Annotated in this window: 15 protein-coding genes and 2 pseudogenes; 4 read left to right on the plus strand and 13 right to left on the minus strand. The window is 43.4% G+C overall.

The features are described from left to right. Window positions 1-642: 642 nt before the first annotated feature. A complete protein-coding gene (locus A8140_RS20930; protein WP_005536872.1) occupies window positions 643-1,290 on the plus strand; it encodes an HAD family hydrolase in 648 nt (215 codons plus the stop codon). A 67-nt stretch (window positions 1,291-1,357) separates the two neighbouring features. On the opposite strand, the gene A8140_RS20935 is transcribed toward A8140_RS20930, so the two are convergent. From A8140_RS20935 to A8140_RS20960, 6 genes and pseudogenes are all read right to left on the minus strand, one after another. Next, entirely contained in the window at window positions 1,358-2,665 is a 1,308-nt protein-coding gene (locus A8140_RS20935) for a dicarboxylate/amino acid:cation symporter (protein ID WP_005536875.1), read from the minus strand. Window positions 2,666-2,749: 84 nt separating this feature from the next. After that, window positions 2,750-3,979 (minus strand): NAD(P)/FAD-dependent oxidoreductase, encoded by a 1,230-nt coding sequence (locus A8140_RS20940; protein ID WP_005536877.1) that lies wholly within the window; start codon window positions 3,977-3,979, stop codon window positions 2,750-2,752. A 345-nt stretch (window positions 3,980-4,324) separates the two neighbouring features. After that, the gene (locus tag A8140_RS20945; protein ID WP_005536879.1) at window positions 4,325-4,630 is read right to left on the minus strand and encodes a hypothetical protein; all 306 of its coding nucleotides are present in this window, start codon (window positions 4,628-4,630) and stop codon (window positions 4,325-4,327) included. After that, window positions 4,578-4,797: pseudogene (locus A8140_RS25740) on the minus strand (Ig-like domain-containing protein); the annotation flags it as partial. The pseudogene A8140_RS25740 and the gene A8140_RS20945, both read right to left, overlap by 53 nt. Before the next feature lie 108 nt (window positions 4,798-4,905). Next, a complete protein-coding gene (tnpA, locus tag A8140_RS20955) occupies window positions 4,906-5,340 on the minus strand; it encodes an IS200/IS605 family transposase (RefSeq protein WP_087490668.1) in 435 nt (144 codons plus the stop codon). A 451-nt stretch (window positions 5,341-5,791) separates the two neighbouring features. Continuing rightward, window positions 5,792-6,436 carry a hypothetical protein gene (locus A8140_RS20960; protein WP_227740722.1) on the minus strand — a complete coding sequence of 215 codons (645 nt, stop codon included), beginning with the start codon at window positions 6,434-6,436 and terminating at the stop codon, window positions 5,792-5,794. Window positions 6,437-7,227: 791 nt separating this feature from the next. Between A8140_RS20960 and azu the strand changes: the two genes are divergently transcribed. Continuing rightward, window positions 7,228-7,680, plus strand: coding sequence for an azurin (gene azu, locus A8140_RS20965; protein ID WP_005536598.1), 453 nt, complete (start codon window positions 7,228-7,230; stop codon window positions 7,678-7,680). Between the two features lie 301 nt (window positions 7,681-7,981). On the opposite strand, the gene A8140_RS20970 is transcribed toward azu, so the two are convergent. The 3 genes and pseudogenes from A8140_RS20970 to A8140_RS20980 all read right to left on the minus strand — a co-directional run bounded on the left by A8140_RS20970 (window position 7,982) and on the right by A8140_RS20980 (window position 9,897). After that, complete coding sequence (locus tag A8140_RS20970) at window positions 7,982-8,860, minus strand: mechanosensitive ion channel family protein (RefSeq protein ID WP_005536600.1); 879 nt, start codon at window positions 8,858-8,860, stop codon at window positions 7,982-7,984. A 97-nt stretch (window positions 8,861-8,957) separates the two neighbouring features. Next, window positions 8,958-9,686, minus strand: a pseudogene (locus A8140_RS20975) (OmpA family protein); the annotation flags it as partial. A gap of 43 nt (window positions 9,687-9,729) precedes the next feature. Further along, complete coding sequence (locus A8140_RS20980) at window positions 9,730-9,897, minus strand: SDR family NAD(P)-dependent oxidoreductase (protein WP_005536604.1); 168 nt, start codon at window positions 9,895-9,897, stop codon at window positions 9,730-9,732. Between the two features lie 286 nt (window positions 9,898-10,183). Here A8140_RS20980 and A8140_RS20985 point away from each other — a divergent pair, with 286 nt between their 5' ends. Both A8140_RS20985 and A8140_RS20990 read left to right on the plus strand, forming a co-directional pair. After that, complete coding sequence (locus tag A8140_RS20985) at window positions 10,184-11,578, plus strand: sensor histidine kinase (RefSeq protein ID WP_005536606.1); 1,395 nt, start codon at window positions 10,184-10,186, stop codon at window positions 11,576-11,578. Then, complete coding sequence (locus A8140_RS20990; RefSeq protein WP_005536608.1) at window positions 11,575-12,204, plus strand: response regulator; 630 nt, start codon at window positions 11,575-11,577, stop codon at window positions 12,202-12,204. Before A8140_RS20985 ends, A8140_RS20990 begins: the two co-directional genes overlap by 4 nt. 134 nt (window positions 12,205-12,338) lie before the next feature. Here A8140_RS20990 and A8140_RS20995 read toward each other — a convergent pair whose 3' ends face one another. The 4 genes from A8140_RS20995 to A8140_RS21010 form a co-directional block, all read right to left on the minus strand. Further along, window positions 12,339-13,679, minus strand: a complete 1,341-nt coding sequence (locus A8140_RS20995) for an HlyD family type I secretion periplasmic adaptor subunit (protein WP_038863479.1) — start codon at window positions 13,677-13,679, stop codon at window positions 12,339-12,341. Then, the gene (locus A8140_RS21000; protein ID WP_005536017.1) at window positions 13,654-15,372 is read right to left on the minus strand and encodes a type I secretion system permease/ATPase; all 1,719 of its coding nucleotides are present in this window, start codon (window positions 15,370-15,372) and stop codon (window positions 13,654-13,656) included. The genes A8140_RS20995 and A8140_RS21000 overlap by 26 nt, the downstream gene beginning before the upstream one ends. 60 nt (window positions 15,373-15,432) lie before the next feature. Then, a complete protein-coding gene (locus A8140_RS21005; RefSeq protein ID WP_005536019.1) occupies window positions 15,433-16,017 on the minus strand; it encodes a calcium-binding protein in 585 nt (194 codons plus the stop codon). Between the two features lie 235 nt (window positions 16,018-16,252). Further along, window positions 16,253-16,909, minus strand: a complete 657-nt coding sequence (locus A8140_RS21010; protein WP_033000626.1) for a LuxR C-terminal-related transcriptional regulator — start codon at window positions 16,907-16,909, stop codon at window positions 16,253-16,255. Between the last annotated feature and the right edge of the window lie 7 nt (window positions 16,910-16,916).

Below are 16,916 nucleotides of genomic sequence, written 5' to 3' on the forward strand. Positions count from 1 at the left end.
GCAAATCAACTCAGTAAAAATCGGTTTTATTTCCCCTTCTAGAACGAACGCTTGCCAAATGCGCTTAAACTTTATTTTGTTTTCTACAGACAGAAAAAAAGCGATACCAAGATTGATATCGCTTTGGAAAAGGTTGCAAGACCAGTAAATATTCCGAAAAAATCGATTGGACCCCTCCATCTTTCTAAACGGGTATTAATCGCCCGGCACGAGCAACAAACCTAAAATCACTTTTATTCTTTCGCCGGTACCAGCAGTCCGCGTACAAAGATATAAGCGGTATTAACTAGCTTAGCAGGCATAACGTTATAACATAACAATTATTGAATTAACAGGTAGGAATTGCTTTGTGACTAGAATCACAGAATAAACCCATGAAGGACTTAAACCCCCTCTCTCGAAATCAAAAAAGAGCAGAGGCGGATCTCTGCTCTTCTGGCTATTTTAATAGATTGTCGTAAACGCTTCTTCCCGACAAATTAGCGCAATATCGATTTCAGTCTTAAATTATTTCTTAGTATGGAACAGCGCTTGCCCACTTTTGTCTTTATTCAACCAAAAGTTGATGATGATCGAATTGCACAAGAAAATCGATTCCGCTTATGTCAAAATGCGCCATCTCAATCGACAAGTCATAACGTAATGAATTATCAAGCTGCTATTTTCGATATGGATGGACTGCTCCTCGATACAGAGCGAGTGTGCATGCGCATTTTCCAAGAAGCGTGTGGGGCACAAAGCCTCCCATTCTACAAAGACGTTTACCTTTCAATCATTGGTCGCAACGCGGCGGGCATTGAGGTCATTTTCCGCAAAGCTTACGGTGATGATTTAGATCGCCTTCATCACGAATGGCGCACTCGCTACGATGCGGTTGTAAAACATCAAGCCATTCCAGTAAAAGAAGGCGTGGTAGAACTGCTTGAGTGGCTAAAACAGCAAGGTTTACCCATTGCCGTTGCGACTTCTACTGCAAAAGAAGTAGCGAGAAAAAAGTTGGATCTGGCGGGTTTGAGCAAGTATTTCGACAACTTAACCACGGGCTGTGAGGTCTCACATGGAAAGCCAGATCCAGAGATCTATCTGCTTGCAGCAAGTCGACTAAACGTTGACCCAACCAAATGTCTTGCCTTTGAAGATTCCAATAATGGCGTACGCTCTGCGGTAGCAGCTAACATGGTCACTTTCCAAATCCCAGACCTTGTTGAGCCTTGCGCAGAAGTGCGTGATTTTGGCCATGCGATCGTTCCTTCACTGCATGACGCATTATTCGAGCTTAAAAAAGCGTAGCCCGTTTTCGCTCATCTAAGTTCAGAACAACGAAAAACGCACTCTCCATTGAGAGTGCGTTTTGCTTTTAGCCCACTAGCATCTCTGACGAGTCAAGAGATTGTGAATCCACCGTCGTCTTCTTTTGCCAACGGTCGATCACAAGCGTCGCGACTAAATCCCCCTCCACATTAACGGCAGTGCGGAAGGTATCCAGCGGTCTTTCGATCACCAATAAAATCGCAATCGCTTCCAGTGGAATACCTGCTGCTAACAGCACTAACTGCATACCTGACATAGAGCCAGAAGGCATGCCCGGAGCACCGACAGAAGAGACCATAGCCATGATAAAAATCATCACCAATCCAGTCGTGCTCAAATCCACACCGAACAGTTGCGCCAAGAAAATCGCGGCAACACCTTCAAATAGCGCCGTCCCGTCCATGTTCATCACAGAACCGAGTGGCAGCACCATACTGCTGACTTCTGGTGAGACATCTAAATTGTCTTCCGCACTTTGCTTTGCAAGAGGCAGAGCAGCTGCACTTGAGGAAGTCGCAAACGCCATGGCTAACGGTGCTGAAATCGCTTTAAACAGCGTAACCGGCGAAATCCCCGTCATAACCTTAGCAATCGTCGGTAACACGACTAGCCCGTGCACCATAGTAAGCACAAACACCAGCAAAGCAAACAGCGCAAGTTGCTGAATCAGATTGCCACTCGAGGTCAACGTGATATCAAGCACGATCGCGAAAATAGCAATCGGAGATAGTTTAACGATACCACGAATCATGGTGTTGATGCTTTTGTTTAACCCCGAAATCACCGCCAGTAAAGGATGACCTGATGGTACAGAAAGCAAAATCGCAACGCCTGCCATAAAGGAGAAAACTACGATCGCCAGTAAGTTACCGTTCGCCAATGCAGCAAAAGGATTGACCATGGCCATCTTGACGAGATTGGTCAATATCGCTGCCCCACCAGCTCCTTGCTCATCAATCAAACGAACATCACTGCCAACAGGAATAGTCTGACTGAGCGGCTCCCATGCTGGCAATGCCAAAGAGGCACCAAGCCCCAAGCTGATGGCGATTAGAGTCGTGAAACTGTAGAAAAGCAGCGTTCGTCCACCCAATGCTTTAAGGCGTAAGGTTGAGCCGATATTGGTAATACCCTCGACAAGGGAGAACAGTACCATCAAGCCCACTACCATCTTAAGCAAACCTAGGTAGACCGTTTTGCTCAACATCAAAATTTGATAGTAATCACTCGACAGCAATAGCGATTTATCTGCAATACCATTCTCGACGAGTAGAAGGATGGCTTGAGCCCCACTCCAAGCAAGCAAAGCAGAAATAAGAAGTTGAACAGGTAAAGAAAGTTGCAAATGACGCATAAAAAAACACCTAGCGCCACAAATCGTTATGATTTGGGCGCTCGATAATAGTGAAAAGACAGAAACGAATAATACTGACTGGGATTAAGACCAAGAGCCTTTGTAATAAGGGTTCAATAAACCTTTTACGCGTTTAAGCACAACCAACGCTGATACTCGGAACCAGCCAAAAATGACACGTTGATGTAGTCTAAAAATGGTGTCGTATAAACGACGAACATAGCGTCCACGTAACACGACTTTGTCATTCATCAACGCGCCAACCGCGTAGTCATGCCCAAGTGCTACTACCATGCCACCATCTTTGAATACAAACGGCTTAAGCTCTTTGCCTTTCACCAAGCGCTTAAACTGCTTCGCCAAATGCGCCGCTGCTTGGTTGGCTGCTTGTGCTCGTGGTGGTACGACACGTCCATCCTCTTGTGGACATTCAGCACTGTCACCGATGACAAAAACGCTCTCATCAAGAGTGGTTTGCAACGTTGGTAACACTTTAAGTTGGTTAATACGGTTGCTTTCCAGACCATCGAGATTCGCTAACCAGTCTGGGCATCGAATACCTGCCGCCCAAATTTGTAGATCAGCAGGAATAACCTCATTTTCTGTTACAATGCGATCCGCTTCTGCACGCTTAACCCTTGCGTTTAAGCGGACGTTAACGCCCTGCTTTTGAAGTTTCTTGAGTACTTTTTCAGACATGCAATCAGCGCTTGTGGGCAATACGCGGTCTGCGGCTTCAATAAGCGTAATAGAAAGCTGAGTATCATTTTGATAGCGGTTTAATTGCTTGCTCACTTTAGCCCACTCGGCCGCCAACTCGACACCAGTCGCACCGCCCCCCACAATAGACACACGGTGAGCACCACCATTCGCCATCATTTGTTTCATCTGCTCCCATGCTTTTTCTGCTTGAGAGGCAGAATCCAAGAACAAACAATGTTCGCTCACACCCGGAATTTTGAAATCATTACTGATCGCGCCAACCGCAATCACAAGATAATCGAATTTCAATGTTTGCTCTGGTGAGAACTCAGCGCTCACGGTAATCGTTTTGTTTGCTCGGTCTAATCCTGACATGCGCGCTTGAACATACTGGTAGCCGTGGCAAGCAGCATGAAGGCGAAACGCCACCGAATCAAGCTCATTGTCAAACGTGCCCGCCGCAATTTCATGCAGTCTTGGTTTCCATAAGTGATGAGAAGATGGCTCAACCAAAGTGACGGTGTGGCCAGATTTACTTGAAAAACTGCTCGCTAAACGCGTGACCATTTCTAGGCCTGCAGCACCACCACCGACAACAACAAAATTCGACATACTCCCCCTCCTGGAAACCATTCATCGAAAGATAAAAATCATAAACGCAGTAAATACGTTCGGAATGACGAGCATTATATTGAGTTGAAAATAAATGATAATAAGCAGAAAAAGAAAATAACTATTACAGAAACGTAAAAATAAAAACTAAGCGTCTGAGCCGAATGCAAAAAAAACCACCACTTTTCAGCGGTGGCTTTGACTCATCGATGTTGTTCTATCTGAATTAGCGAGGACCAAGTCCTAGCTTTTGTAGCACCAGTTTGAAGTTATCACGGCGCTCTTACACGTTATGAACGTCACCAGTCGAACACATCAAATCATGACAACTACGGTTAACGATACCTAAAACGTCACCAATAAATTGAGAGCCTTGTAGACCGCTATTAAAGTACTTCTTCTACTCATTGTAGTAGTTCCAGTTTGAGCACTGCCCATGAAGTAGTTCGCCGCTTGCGCAGCCGTCGGTGTTTCTACTTTTTCAACTGTGATGTTTACACCAGCTTTCGCCCTCAGATTCTGAGTATCTGTTGCGATCGCTTCTAGCTTAACTGCACCAGCTTCTGACGCCATCCAGTTACAAGAGAACTGGTTTGTTGCTGATGCCAGTCGCAGACCAAGAGGGTGTAGACATTGACAGGTTTGAATCAAACGTCACTTTCGCATCACGAAGTTCAACCGGCTTTAAACCGTCGTTCGGGATCACTTTGTAAGTGTTCCACCGCTGGCTTTCTTAGCCGACGATAGTTGCGTTTGTGATCACTCCTGCGTGTGCAGCAGGCCCCCCCACCGATCGCCCGAGCTAAAACACTTGGCATGATAGCTGGCTTATTCTTATTAATAATTAATAACTTATACAAAAAAAGTAAATTACCACCTTCTAAAGAAGGTGGCTTTGTGTGAGCCCCCTAAAAGGGGGCCTTTGTTTAATCCAACGCCAACTGGTGCTGCTTTACTCGCTCTTGCTTCTCTTGGTGTCTTACATATCGGCGTATGATTTCTTCATTGATTCCTACACTATCGACAAAATAGCCTCTTTGCCAAAAGTGATTACCCCAAAGCCTGTTCTTCCTGAGATGAGGAAACTTACTAAATAGCTTTAAGGCTATTTTGCCTTTCAATACCCCCATCAACTTGGATATCGATAGCTTTGGTGGAATCTTTACTACTAAATGCACGTGGTCAACTTGTATATTTAACTCTACTACTTCACATCCAAGTTGATTACAGTAAACATAAATACATCGATAAACTTCTTTACCTATATTGTTCTTCAAGATCCTAAATCGATACTTTGGAGTCCACACTATATGATATTGACATCGCCAAAATACGTGGGAAGCTTGATTGTATCTACTCATGTTATTTGTCCTCTTTGACTTCTGGAAAAATCAAAGACGCATTTAGCATGAGTAGTTTTACAGGCAAAGCCGAAACGGATGATAACCACCTACTGAAGTAGGTGGTTTAGGGCTGAAAATAAAAATGAAGGCATTATATAAGTGGATTTTTTTCGCGTCGAAGCGGACAGATATAACTAAATGCAACTCAACTTACAGGTGTAAAAGCGCCAAAAATAAAGCGTCTTTTCTCGTCAATTCGATGACATTTCGTACGCAATCGGTAAGCAAACAAAAAAACTGGGACTATAGCTCAAAATTCAGAAAGTGTGCGTTGGATAAGACAAATATATTTTCTGGTGACAATCGAGATAAGAACTTGTCTATACCTTACAATTATTTAGATTTAAATCAACAATTTAGACAACATAATACTCAGAATACTTTCTTACAAGAGTGCATCCTGGGTGAGCTATTTGAAATAAATCAGGCTCTCTTGTTCAAGAGTTTGGCTAAGCAAATGAGACTCTGTTGGGGTAAAAATTGAATCAAAGTTTTCACTACGAATAGCCAACTTGCTTACAAAATGTTGAGGAATATGTGTGTTACAAGCTTTCAAGAATCGGATGAAATCAGAGACAGAAATATTGGTCACGCGGCGAACAGCTCGATCGAACCCTGCCTGATTAGCAAGTGGGATAATGCCATCGTCAGATAACCGATAAGACGTTTGAAACTTCGCTTCTGAAGCAATGTTATCGATGCTCTCAAAGCGAATGCACGCAGCCTCAGGAATCGCTTTTATGCGAACTTGAGAGCCTAATTCTTCCCAACACACACCACAGACAGACAAACTGAAAAGCTCTGGTAGATATGCCGTTTTTTTTGGTGCGATGTGTTGGCCCCTCTGAAGCTCAGCACACAGTTCGTGGAGAGTGTCGAGATTCAACTTTTCATACGTAACGCGTCCGCAATGGCTTTCGTAAGTTAACTTCAGCGTATCAAGCAAATAATAAATATGACCACAGTGTTGCCAATTAGATTGTTGTGAAGACTTATCTGTTGCTTTTCCAACATTCATTTTTCTCTTTACTAACTGGTCTAATATCTTTTTCATTATCGCCTCTCACCAAGCACTGGTTAAAACATAGACTGAAATGATAATAATTACCATTAACACTTAATCACAACTTGAAAATATTGCCTCTCATTATTTACAGACGGAATAAAGGAGAAGGAGAAAATGGTCGTCCTTGGGGGATTACGTAACTTCTTGCTCAAAATAATTTACCATATCACCCAACCTACTCTTTTTCTGATGAGCCCGAAGATATACGCTACGTGTTTACACCTTTTGGCGCCTTCTTGGAAAGTTTTCCATTACCCACTCTTCAATCTTCATTTCCAACTATGACCATATAATTTTGCGCACTGTGATTGGTGGGATTGAACATCACAAATTTGTCAACGTATCTGCTCAGTTTGGCAAAGATGGAAATTCGAACTGAATCCACCCCTCTGTTGGCCCTGGCTTATATGAATTAGAATCTTCCTCCGGTGAAGCTGGTCCGAAGAACCCAGAAAAACACCTCCTCCGAGACTTAAGGAAGAGATCCGTAATCAATCAAAGATGTCCCATAATTTCAGCCCAGGGGCAAGCAAACTGAATTATCTCTTATCGTAGACACTCTCCATCTGTTATTTGTAACTCACATCACAATTCTTAATTTTGTAAAACCAAATCATGCTGATGAATGATCACGCAGTGGGACTGGCAAGTATAACAATCAAACAAAATCGCAATACTCGTATTGACGCACAGTTCTAAATTGGATATTCAATGATAATGAGATGCATTTGACTGATTTGAATCAATATAAATCTACAACAAAATATGGAGAGTACTATATGACTTTACGTCTACTAGCAGTGGCTTTCGCCATAACAGGTGCAAGTTTTGGTGTACAAGCTAGCACTGAGTGTGAAGTGTCCATTGATGCCAACGACATGATGAAGTTTTCTGCCGAGACACTCAGCGTTCCAGCGACTTGTAAAGAAGTGAAACTTACGCTTAACCACACTGGCAAGTTGGCCGCTGAGTCCATGGGGCATAACGTTGTGATAACAGATACAGTTAACTTACAAGCCGTAGGTACAGACGGTATGTCTGCGGGCCTTGAAAACAACTACATAAAACCAAACGATGAACGTGTTTATGCTTCAACTAAAGTCGTGGGCGGCGGTGAAAGTACTTCTATCACCTTCAGCACAGAGAAGATGACAAAAGAAGGTGATTACTCTTTCTTCTGCTCTTTCCCTGGCCACTGGGCAATCATGAAAGGTAAATTTCAGCTAATATAAATAGCTCTCCACTCGGGATGTTCTAACTATAAATTTGAACACGTGGACACTTCATGTAAGGTCAATAAAAGGGAGGCAATTTGTCTCCCTTTTACAGCAGTTATGGCTCCGGTAATTTTTACCAGCTTCGTGATTAATCTAAAAAGTTAGCGAGCATTTTTTTGTTGAGATTAAGCACCAACGACCCGTCAACTTTCACTTCATCGAAATCTTATTTTGACATGTAGCCAATAGAAGAATGGCCAAAACCAAAGTCATCCATAGAAATACAAAAATCCTCCTAACTTTAATTGGAGAGGATTTAGATTGAGTTCGTGATTATTGAGCTGGGACTCTGCGCTCCAATAAAATTAAATCGCTGCTCATAAAGCTCCATAAAGTCTTTACGAATCAGATGCTCTAAATGGTTTGCCTTGTCAGTCGGGCAGAAAATCATGATATGCAGGATTTGCTCGCCGTTGATGTTACTTGAGATATGAATGTGCGGCTCAGCACCCGGTAGATCGACACCAGCGTGCTTCTCGATCATCGCATTGTAACGGTGTGCAACATCAGCAAAATAACTGCAATGATCGTCAATCTTATCGGTCAGTAACGGCAAAAGCGGGTATAGGTTGACGAAGTCTTTCACCACAACAGAAAAGTCATGGTAAACGTAACGCTTCATAAAGTTGAGGTTCTTCACTGGGTAGGTGAAAAACATACTGTTAGGCAACGTCGCGGTTTTCCCCGTGAAGTGGTATTGCCCATGATGTAGGTCGATTTCTTGAATCACTGTCGCCATCATGTTGTGCTCAATCACTTCGCCACACAGCTTGCCGACTTCAATCCAGTCACCGATGCGAAACGAACGCGAACTGGCTCGTTGAATCGAACCGGTAAAACAAAGAATAATCTCTTTAGATGCAACAACAATCGCCACTGCAATAGCGGTGACGCTTAGGGCGAACTCGCTGATTTCTGATTGCCATAAGATGAACAACAGGATCAGCGTAAGCGCGAACATGCCGTTTTTGGTTCTCGACATCCAGCTGCGTTGTTCTTCCGTAATGAAGGCATCGTCGCCACGAATTCGAGACAGAATCAAACGACGTAGAACAATGATAAACAGCAGGATTAATGCGGAAAATAAAATTTTGTGAGTGAGAAGAAAATCGACGACTAACTGCACTTTCTCCATTACCCGACTCCCTGTTTGGTTTAGATAGGTTGACCTTTCATGCTAACTATCGCTCAGAAAACAGATAGCTAGCTTGCGAGAGGACAACCTTACCAAATTACTCAGTCGGTTGCCCCAGTTCGCTTTCTTTAAATACGATAAACGCACGGCGGTTTAAAGCATTGGCTTCTGGAGATTCTTCGTTGATCACAGGTTGAAGTTCACCAAAGGCTTTTACTTCCCAAGCAAACTGCGATGGATCGAGTTTCGTCTTGAGATACGCCACCACGGTTTGCGCTCTTCGCTCCGCCAATTCTTCATTATAAGAGAGCGAGCCCACTTGGTCGGTATGACCAGCCACCATAATGCTACCTTCTAAACCTTGCAGTTTTGCGATGAAGACATCTAATTGTGAAAGATCTTCCGGTTTTAATTCCGACTTATCGAAATCAAAGTGCGGCGTCATCGCCATGTAGATCTTACGTTCTGGTTTTGGCGGCTCACAGAAAAGCATCTCTTCGTACTTCTTCGCCTCTTCAAACATCACGTAAGCACGACGGTTTTCGGCGCGAGCTTGATCCGATTTACCCAACGCTAGCGGCTGCGACTCACCAACGTGCTTCACTTCCCAATCGTATTTCTCTGGGTTGAGTTGTTGCTGAAGATACGCCTCTACCGATTCAGCACGGCGCATAGACAGCTTCTCGTTATATTCGTCAGAGCCTTTAAAATCGGTGTGACCAACAATCGTGATGCGTCCGCTCAAGCCTTGAATATCACGAATGAACGCATCTAGGCTTGCCGCATCGGCTTCGCGAATGATGGATTTATCGAAGTCGAAATGCCCGGAAATCACCATATGTAATTCACGTCGCGGTGGCCTTTGTGACTTAAATCAATTGGACTAAATCAACGAGGTGAAAATCCATATCTGGATTCTTATTGGGCGCAATGTCTAGCACGATAACTTTTGCTTGTTGCTCAAGGTAGGCAAGAGCAAGGTGTTGACCGATACCTTGGCTACCGCCAGTAATCACGACCACTTTATCTTTATACATACAGAGTTCTTAATTGTTTTTAATAACCACAATTTTAGAGTGCTACCACTCATAAAAATAGAAATAAAAGCAAAAACGACCAAAATACCTTCACCAGAAACGGAATAATATCAAATGAGCTGTATCCCTATTCTGTTGGGTAACTTTCCTATCAAATTAGCCATAACATTGATAAGTTAACTTCACTCAACCCTGAAAATCGCTTCGAATATACAAGTAACTTTCCACAATAAGATTGCAAATATCCCTTATTGCTACTGATAAAAACGCAATTTAGACTGAAACCATGGATATGTTACTCATCTTCAAAATCTACCTCTTCTATGGCTTAGCTCTCTTCGCCATCTTTTTTGCAATTTTGTTTCGGGATTTACGAAAAAGCCGGATCGCAATTGCGTCTGCTTTGCCCATCCTTGCGTTGTTCGGTTTCATACATGGTTTCCATGAGTGGTCAGAACTTTACTTGGTGATGTATGAACACGAATTTACCTTGACCAAAGGCGTAGAGACTTTCAAGGTATTCAAACTTTTGTTTTCGTTCATTGCTCTCGGCGCTTTTGCGTGGAAGATGCTTGGCCTCACTGATTGGAAAAACATCAAAGCCATTGAATACGGAGCCGTAGCAGTTATCGCTCTGTTTGCTGCTAGTTTGGTCATCCGCTTTGGTAACAAAGAGTACGCCATTTATATTCACGATACTGCGAATCAAGTCCGCTGGATCTTTGGTTTAGGTTCTGGGCTAATTTCAGGATTAGCCATGATGAGTTACGCCAATATTCTCGAACAAGAAGGTCATGGTGCTTCACTACCCTTTAAACTGACCGGCCTTTCTCTCATTGCATACGGCATTTCAGCAGGCTTACTTACGGTTGATTTAGGGCTCTGGGTGCTGATCGTGAGAATGGTTTGCGCGCTCTCTATTTTGTGCACCCTTTGGATTGCATTACGCGTATTTGATGATGAGAAAAGCAAGCAGCTCGAAAGCAACATCCAAATCTCTCAACAAGATGCCAAACTTAAAGAACTTGGTGAACTGACTTCCGCTGTCGCTCATGAAATCAAGACACCGCTTTCCAGCGCGACCATGAGTTGTGATTTGTTGGAAAAACAACTGCCCGACAACGAGGCTAGTCAACGTCATCTGGCTCGAATTCGGCAAGGATTAGAACGGGCTGCTGAAATCAGTCATGAGGTTCTGAACTATGCTCACCATAAACCGATTCAGCGAGAAATCGTTTCACTACAACAGGTCGTTGAACAGGCTCTCTCTCTGAACCAATACCGTTTAGAAGGCTTTGCTGTAAGCACATCCCTAGATAATACGCTTAGTGTCTTAGGTGATGCAGGTCAATTGGAAGAAGTAGTGACCAACATCATTGGCAATGCGATTGACGCTAGCCAAGAACACAAGCAACTCGATATAGAAACGTATCAAGACAAACTGATGGCGATCCTCTCTATTTCCGACTGGGGGACTGGGATGCCACTGGACAAAATTGCCAAAGCGAAAACACCGTTCTACACCACAAAGCCAAGGGGTGAAGGCACAGGAATGGGATTGGCAATCAGTAATCAAATTATTTTACAACACGGTGGCGAGCTAGACTTGAGGAACTCAGAGAAGAGTGGCCATATTTCCGGCTTGACAGTTGAAATCCGCTTACCAAGGAATATTGAATGACACTAAAACTCTTACTTGCAGAAGACGATGTTGAATTGCGAGAGGTTCTCATTGAGGCATTAACCTTGGAATCATTTGAAGTGGTCGCGTGTGATAATGCAGAAGATGCATTAGACATCGCCAGTGAACAACATTTCGACCTAGCGCTATTTGACGTCGTAATGACGGGGATGACCGGTATCGAGGCCCTTTCTACCTTAAGAAGGCAACATCCCAACATTGGCATTATCATCACCACTGCATTTGCTACAGTCGACGTAGCGGTAGACGCCATGAAAAAAGGAGCGGATGAGTTTCTCACTAAGCCATTCAATCTCTCAGCTCTATCTGTCACCTTAAGGCGAGTCCATGCTGAACGGTCACCAAAATCTCCTCTCGATGAGAGGAAGCATGACCAAATCTTTAGTGCTCTCTCCAACCCGATTCGCCGCTCGGTTATCAAGCAACTAAAAATCCATCGCAAAATGAAGTTCATGGATCTGTGTCGAGTCGTCGGTATCGAAGATCATACCAAATTCAACTTCCATCTAAAGCAACTGGTCAACAGTGGTCTAGTTATCAAAGAAGATGGGCGAATTTACTCACTGACAGAGCAAGGTCAACAAGTTCATTCCAGCATGCTTTGACGCCTTTAAATGCATAAAAAAGCCGACTGAGTGTCGGCTTCTTAATTTTAATTCGTTGTCCCGTCCTGAGATAAACTTTACATGGATTATCTGCAGCTACAAAATTTGGTGAGATTTCAAACAGAAGTTATCCATCAATCTTCTCTGAATGCCCGATTCATACTTTCCGTTAATGGTTTAACCAAATAACTCAGCGGTGTCCTTGGATCAGATAAAATCAGTACCTCTGCATTCATACCTGATGTCAACCTATGCTTTGCGACGTCCTCTTGAGACAAGGCGATGCGAGCAAGATAAAAGTCATCTTGGTTCTGTTCAGACAATTTATCTGCTGAAATCGTTAACACTGTACCATCCAAGGGCGCGAGTGTTCTCGCATTCAAAGCCGTCAAACGAACTTGAGCATGTTGCCCCGGTGTAATTAAATCGATGTCTTGGGGATTCACGCGAGCCTCCACCAGCAGCTTGTCATCTTGAGGAACCAGCTCAAGCAACGTCTCTCCCGAACCAATGACACCTTTTTCAGTAAAGACCTGCATATTGACGACTCTGCCAGAAATAGGAGCGACAATGTCGGTACGTGCCACTATGTCTTTTGCTGAACGGTATTCCTCCCGAATAGAGACGAGCTCTTTTTTGGTGTTGCGTAGCTCCTCGACAATTTCATTGAGTCGCTCTAGCTTTAGCTCTTCGATCTTTGCTTGGTTTTCATCTAGCCGCTTACTAACGGTGAGCGACTGGCGATCAAGTTGACTCAACGTGCTACGCACTTCTGCGGCAAGACGTTTGAGCTGAAGTAACGCCGACTTTCCAGAGAAACCTTTCTGTACCAACGCTTGATTACTGGCTATCTCTTCTTCAATAAACTTCAAGCGTTCACGTTCAATAACTTTCGTTTCACTGAGGTTATCCAGCTCTAAATTTGCGCCAGATATACTTTGCGCAATGATGTTTAAATTGCTGTCAAAAAAGCGTTTCCTAGCCTCGAAAATCTTGCTTTGGACCAACTTGGCCTCGGCGACAATTTCTCCATTTTGAATGGTCTCAAGGTCACGAGCCCAGTTGATGTCCGGTAGCTCATCTAACTCCGCATTCAAACGGTTTTCTTTAGCAATCGTATGAATATACTGACCGCCAAGAGAGTCAAGTTTCGCATTGGCTTGGCGCTTTGAAAGCCGAAGGAGCACTTGTCCTTTCTCTACTAAATCGCCCTCTTGAACATAGAGCTTTTCAATAATGCCACCTTCCAAGTGTTGGATTTCCTGACGCTTACTCAATACCGACAGATCACCGTAAGCAATAGAAGCACTCTCCAGTTTCGCCGTGGCAGACCAATAACCTAACCCTCCAAGAAACAGGCTTAACGTTAAGACACCTAATAAAATCGGGCCTTTAAAGTGAAGCTCCGAAGAGGGCAAAAAGCGGAATACTTTTTCTGCTGCAAGTTCATTAACGGTTGGCAGTTGATTGCTCATTTCGCACCCTCGGTATATCTGTTCTATCTTCCCCCATCAAACGCTTCAACACTTCGTCTCGCGCTCCGTATAACTTAGCTCGTCCGTCGGCTAAATACAGAAGTCGATCCATTTGCCTTAACGTACTTGGGTTATGAGCAATCACAACCACTGTTGAGCCTTGAGACTTGAGGTGTGCTATTAGACGTTGATATGACGCCTCACCTTCTCCATCTAGGTTCGCGTTTGCTTCATCAAACACGACAACAGAAGGGTCACCGTAAACGGCTCTTGCCAGAGCAATGCGTTGTCGCTCTCCACCGGATAAGCCGCGGCCATTTTCTCCGATGGTAAAGTCATAGCCTTTGTTTTTCTTAAGAATAAGTTCATGACACCCTGCAAGTTGAGCAGCTTGAATCACTTTTGCCGGGTCTTCATCTTTGAATCGAGCAATATTGTCTCGAATTGTTCCGGGGAATAACTCCACTTCCTGAGCTAAATAACCAAAGTGAGCACCTCTGTCTTCTGAAGCCCACGTTGATACTTCCATACCATCTAAGGTGACCTTGCCAGCCAAAGGTTTGATATTTCCGAGTAGTAGTCTTGCAAACGTTGACTTTCCCGTTCCGGAAGGGCCAATAACGCCCACAGAAACACCTGGCGGAATCGACAGTGATATCGCTGATAAAACAGGTTCCGATACTCCTGGGTGACGATAAGCTAACCCCGTTAGTTCAAAGTGACCTTTTGGACGAGGCAAAGGCATGTCAGATTCATCTTGTTTAACAATCCGATCAATCTCCCATAAACGCTTGTAAGCATTTCTGGCGGACATCGCGCTGCGCCATGTACCGATTGCTTGCTCCATCGGAGAGAGTGCGCGACTCATTAGAATAGAACTGGCGATCATCGCGCCTGCGGTAATCTCATGTTGGATGACCAACCAAGCACCACCTCCTAATAAGCATATCTGAAGGGAGCCGCGTACGAACTTCGAAAAGTTAGCGAGGTAAATCGACTTACCAGTAACACGTTGTTCCAGTTGATTAGACTCATTAACACGTGAGTACCAGTTTTCCAGAAAAGCATTCATCATGCCCATAGCCATAATTGAATTCGCGTTTTGAGTCGCTACTTCTGCTTGATTGATGTGAGATATCGATCGAACTTCACTTTCTTGCATGGTTTTTCGAGTCACGAGCTCATTGATCACGCCCAAACTAAACAAAACAATTGCCCCCCCTAACGCAATATGGCCCAAAACAGGGTGCAGCAAATAAACGAAAAGTATAAAAACCGGGGTCCAAGGTGCATCAAGCAAAGGATAAAGCGCTTGGCTACTGAGGAAGCTTTTAATGTTTTGGATATCTCTTAACACCTGAGATGTATAGCTTTTGCCCGTGTGTGTTTGGTACTGAATGCTTCGTTTGAGCATAAATACCGAAAGTTTTGAATCAATCCAATACCCAAACGACTTACTCATCTGAACTCGCGCGATATCAATCAGCGACATAGTTAAAAGCGCTGCCAAAACAATCACTGTCAATAAAAAGAGGGTATCAATCGAGTAGGAAGAGATAACGCGGTTGTACACTTGCAACATGTACAGAGGTATAGAGAGCACTAATAAATTTATAAATAAACTAAAACCAATCAGCAGGCCCGTCAGCGTGCATAGTTTTTGTTTAACTTCTTTGAAAACCGTATTTTGCACGATTACTTCCACATATTTTTATATTTAGGCGCTAAAACCGCTAGCGCCCAATAGGATGACTTAAATGATGAACAAGTCGCAGCCATAGGTATTGATGTCTTCTTGCGTAACACCAATCAATTTGACAGTCAGATCTGCGCCATCAGTAAAGACAGCATTACCTTTAGCGTCGTAGCTAATGGTTAAATCAGAGAATGATGTGACAGACTCACTGATGATGTGCAAAGAATCTTCGCCGATTGTGAAATCAACCACTTTAGCTTCACCATGACCTTCAAATTTATCCGTGAAAATAAACTTATCTGCGCCTGAACCACCGATTAAGATGTTGTCGCCTGAACCAGCAACAAGCAGATCCTCGCCAACACCACCGTTAAGTTTGTTGTCACCTAACAGACCGAGTAGCAAATCGCTTCCAGTGCCGCCGCCTAGGTAATCATTACCTGTGCCAGCCATCAAAATATCGTCTCCAGCACCGCCTGTTAGACGGTCATTGCCTGCCCCACCAACGACAAAGTCATCACCGCCGCCACCGACGAATGAATCATTACCACCGAAACCGATGAATACATCGTTACCACCATCGAAATCAGCGATTTCGTGATTTTCGCCCGCATCACCGAGATATGTGTCATTTGTGCTCATTGTATGTCCCTCTTGGCTTTATATTTGAATAGACCTTTTAATTCCAAATCTGGTAAAGACGGCTCCAGACGTGAAAAGTCTAATAAACAAAGCATTCAGAACAAGTTTGAATATGGGATGATATTTTAGTCGGGTTATGACACATAAACGTTCATATTTGGTACTTTAAAAGATAATAACCTTTAAATACATAAGGTTGACCCTAGTACTAAAAGTACTAAAAGTACTAAAAGTACTAAAGGTTTCTTTTTGCCCAACTGGTTGCTTGCGTTCTGTTTTTGACTTCAATCTTCCTGAAAATATTATATAGGTGTGATTTTATCGTGTGCTCACTGATAAATAGTGAATCCGCTATTTCCATATTAGAACCACCATCTTTAAGCATCTGAAGAACTTGAACCTCTCTACGTGTAAGCTCTACTTCTATTGCTGGCTCAATAATGTAGTTAGACTCTTTACCTTTATAGTAAGTAAGAAGCTGCTCCAATAAACGACGCGATAGCCAATTATCACCATTGACGATCGCACTTAAACCTTGGCATAACTTATCCATTGAATCACTGGGGCCAAATATACCTTTTAGCTGAGGCCAAGACACAAGTTCTTCAGTATCTAGCTCATGACTTAAATTCAACATAATGGTCCCAAGTACTTTCTCACTATCTTTCAGATAAACTAAAGTGTCAGAAGGGATATCTACTGAAAAATCGACTAGTAAGAAATACTGTTCAGGAATCAACTCGTGGTAACTTGGATTTTTACTATCGATGATGGTTATTTTTGTTTCTGTTCTCTTAGAAAGTATCTCCTTGAAGTTTTCACTCTGCAGACTTTGCTGAGTGATCATTAGGATTTCTGGCTGGTCCTTATATTGTTCCATAGTCTTTCTCATACTTTCA

The organism is Vibrio campbellii CAIM 519 = NBRC 15631 = ATCC 25920, assembly GCF_002163755.1.
Classification (GTDB): Bacteria; Pseudomonadota; Gammaproteobacteria; order Enterobacterales; family Vibrionaceae; genus Vibrio; species Vibrio campbellii.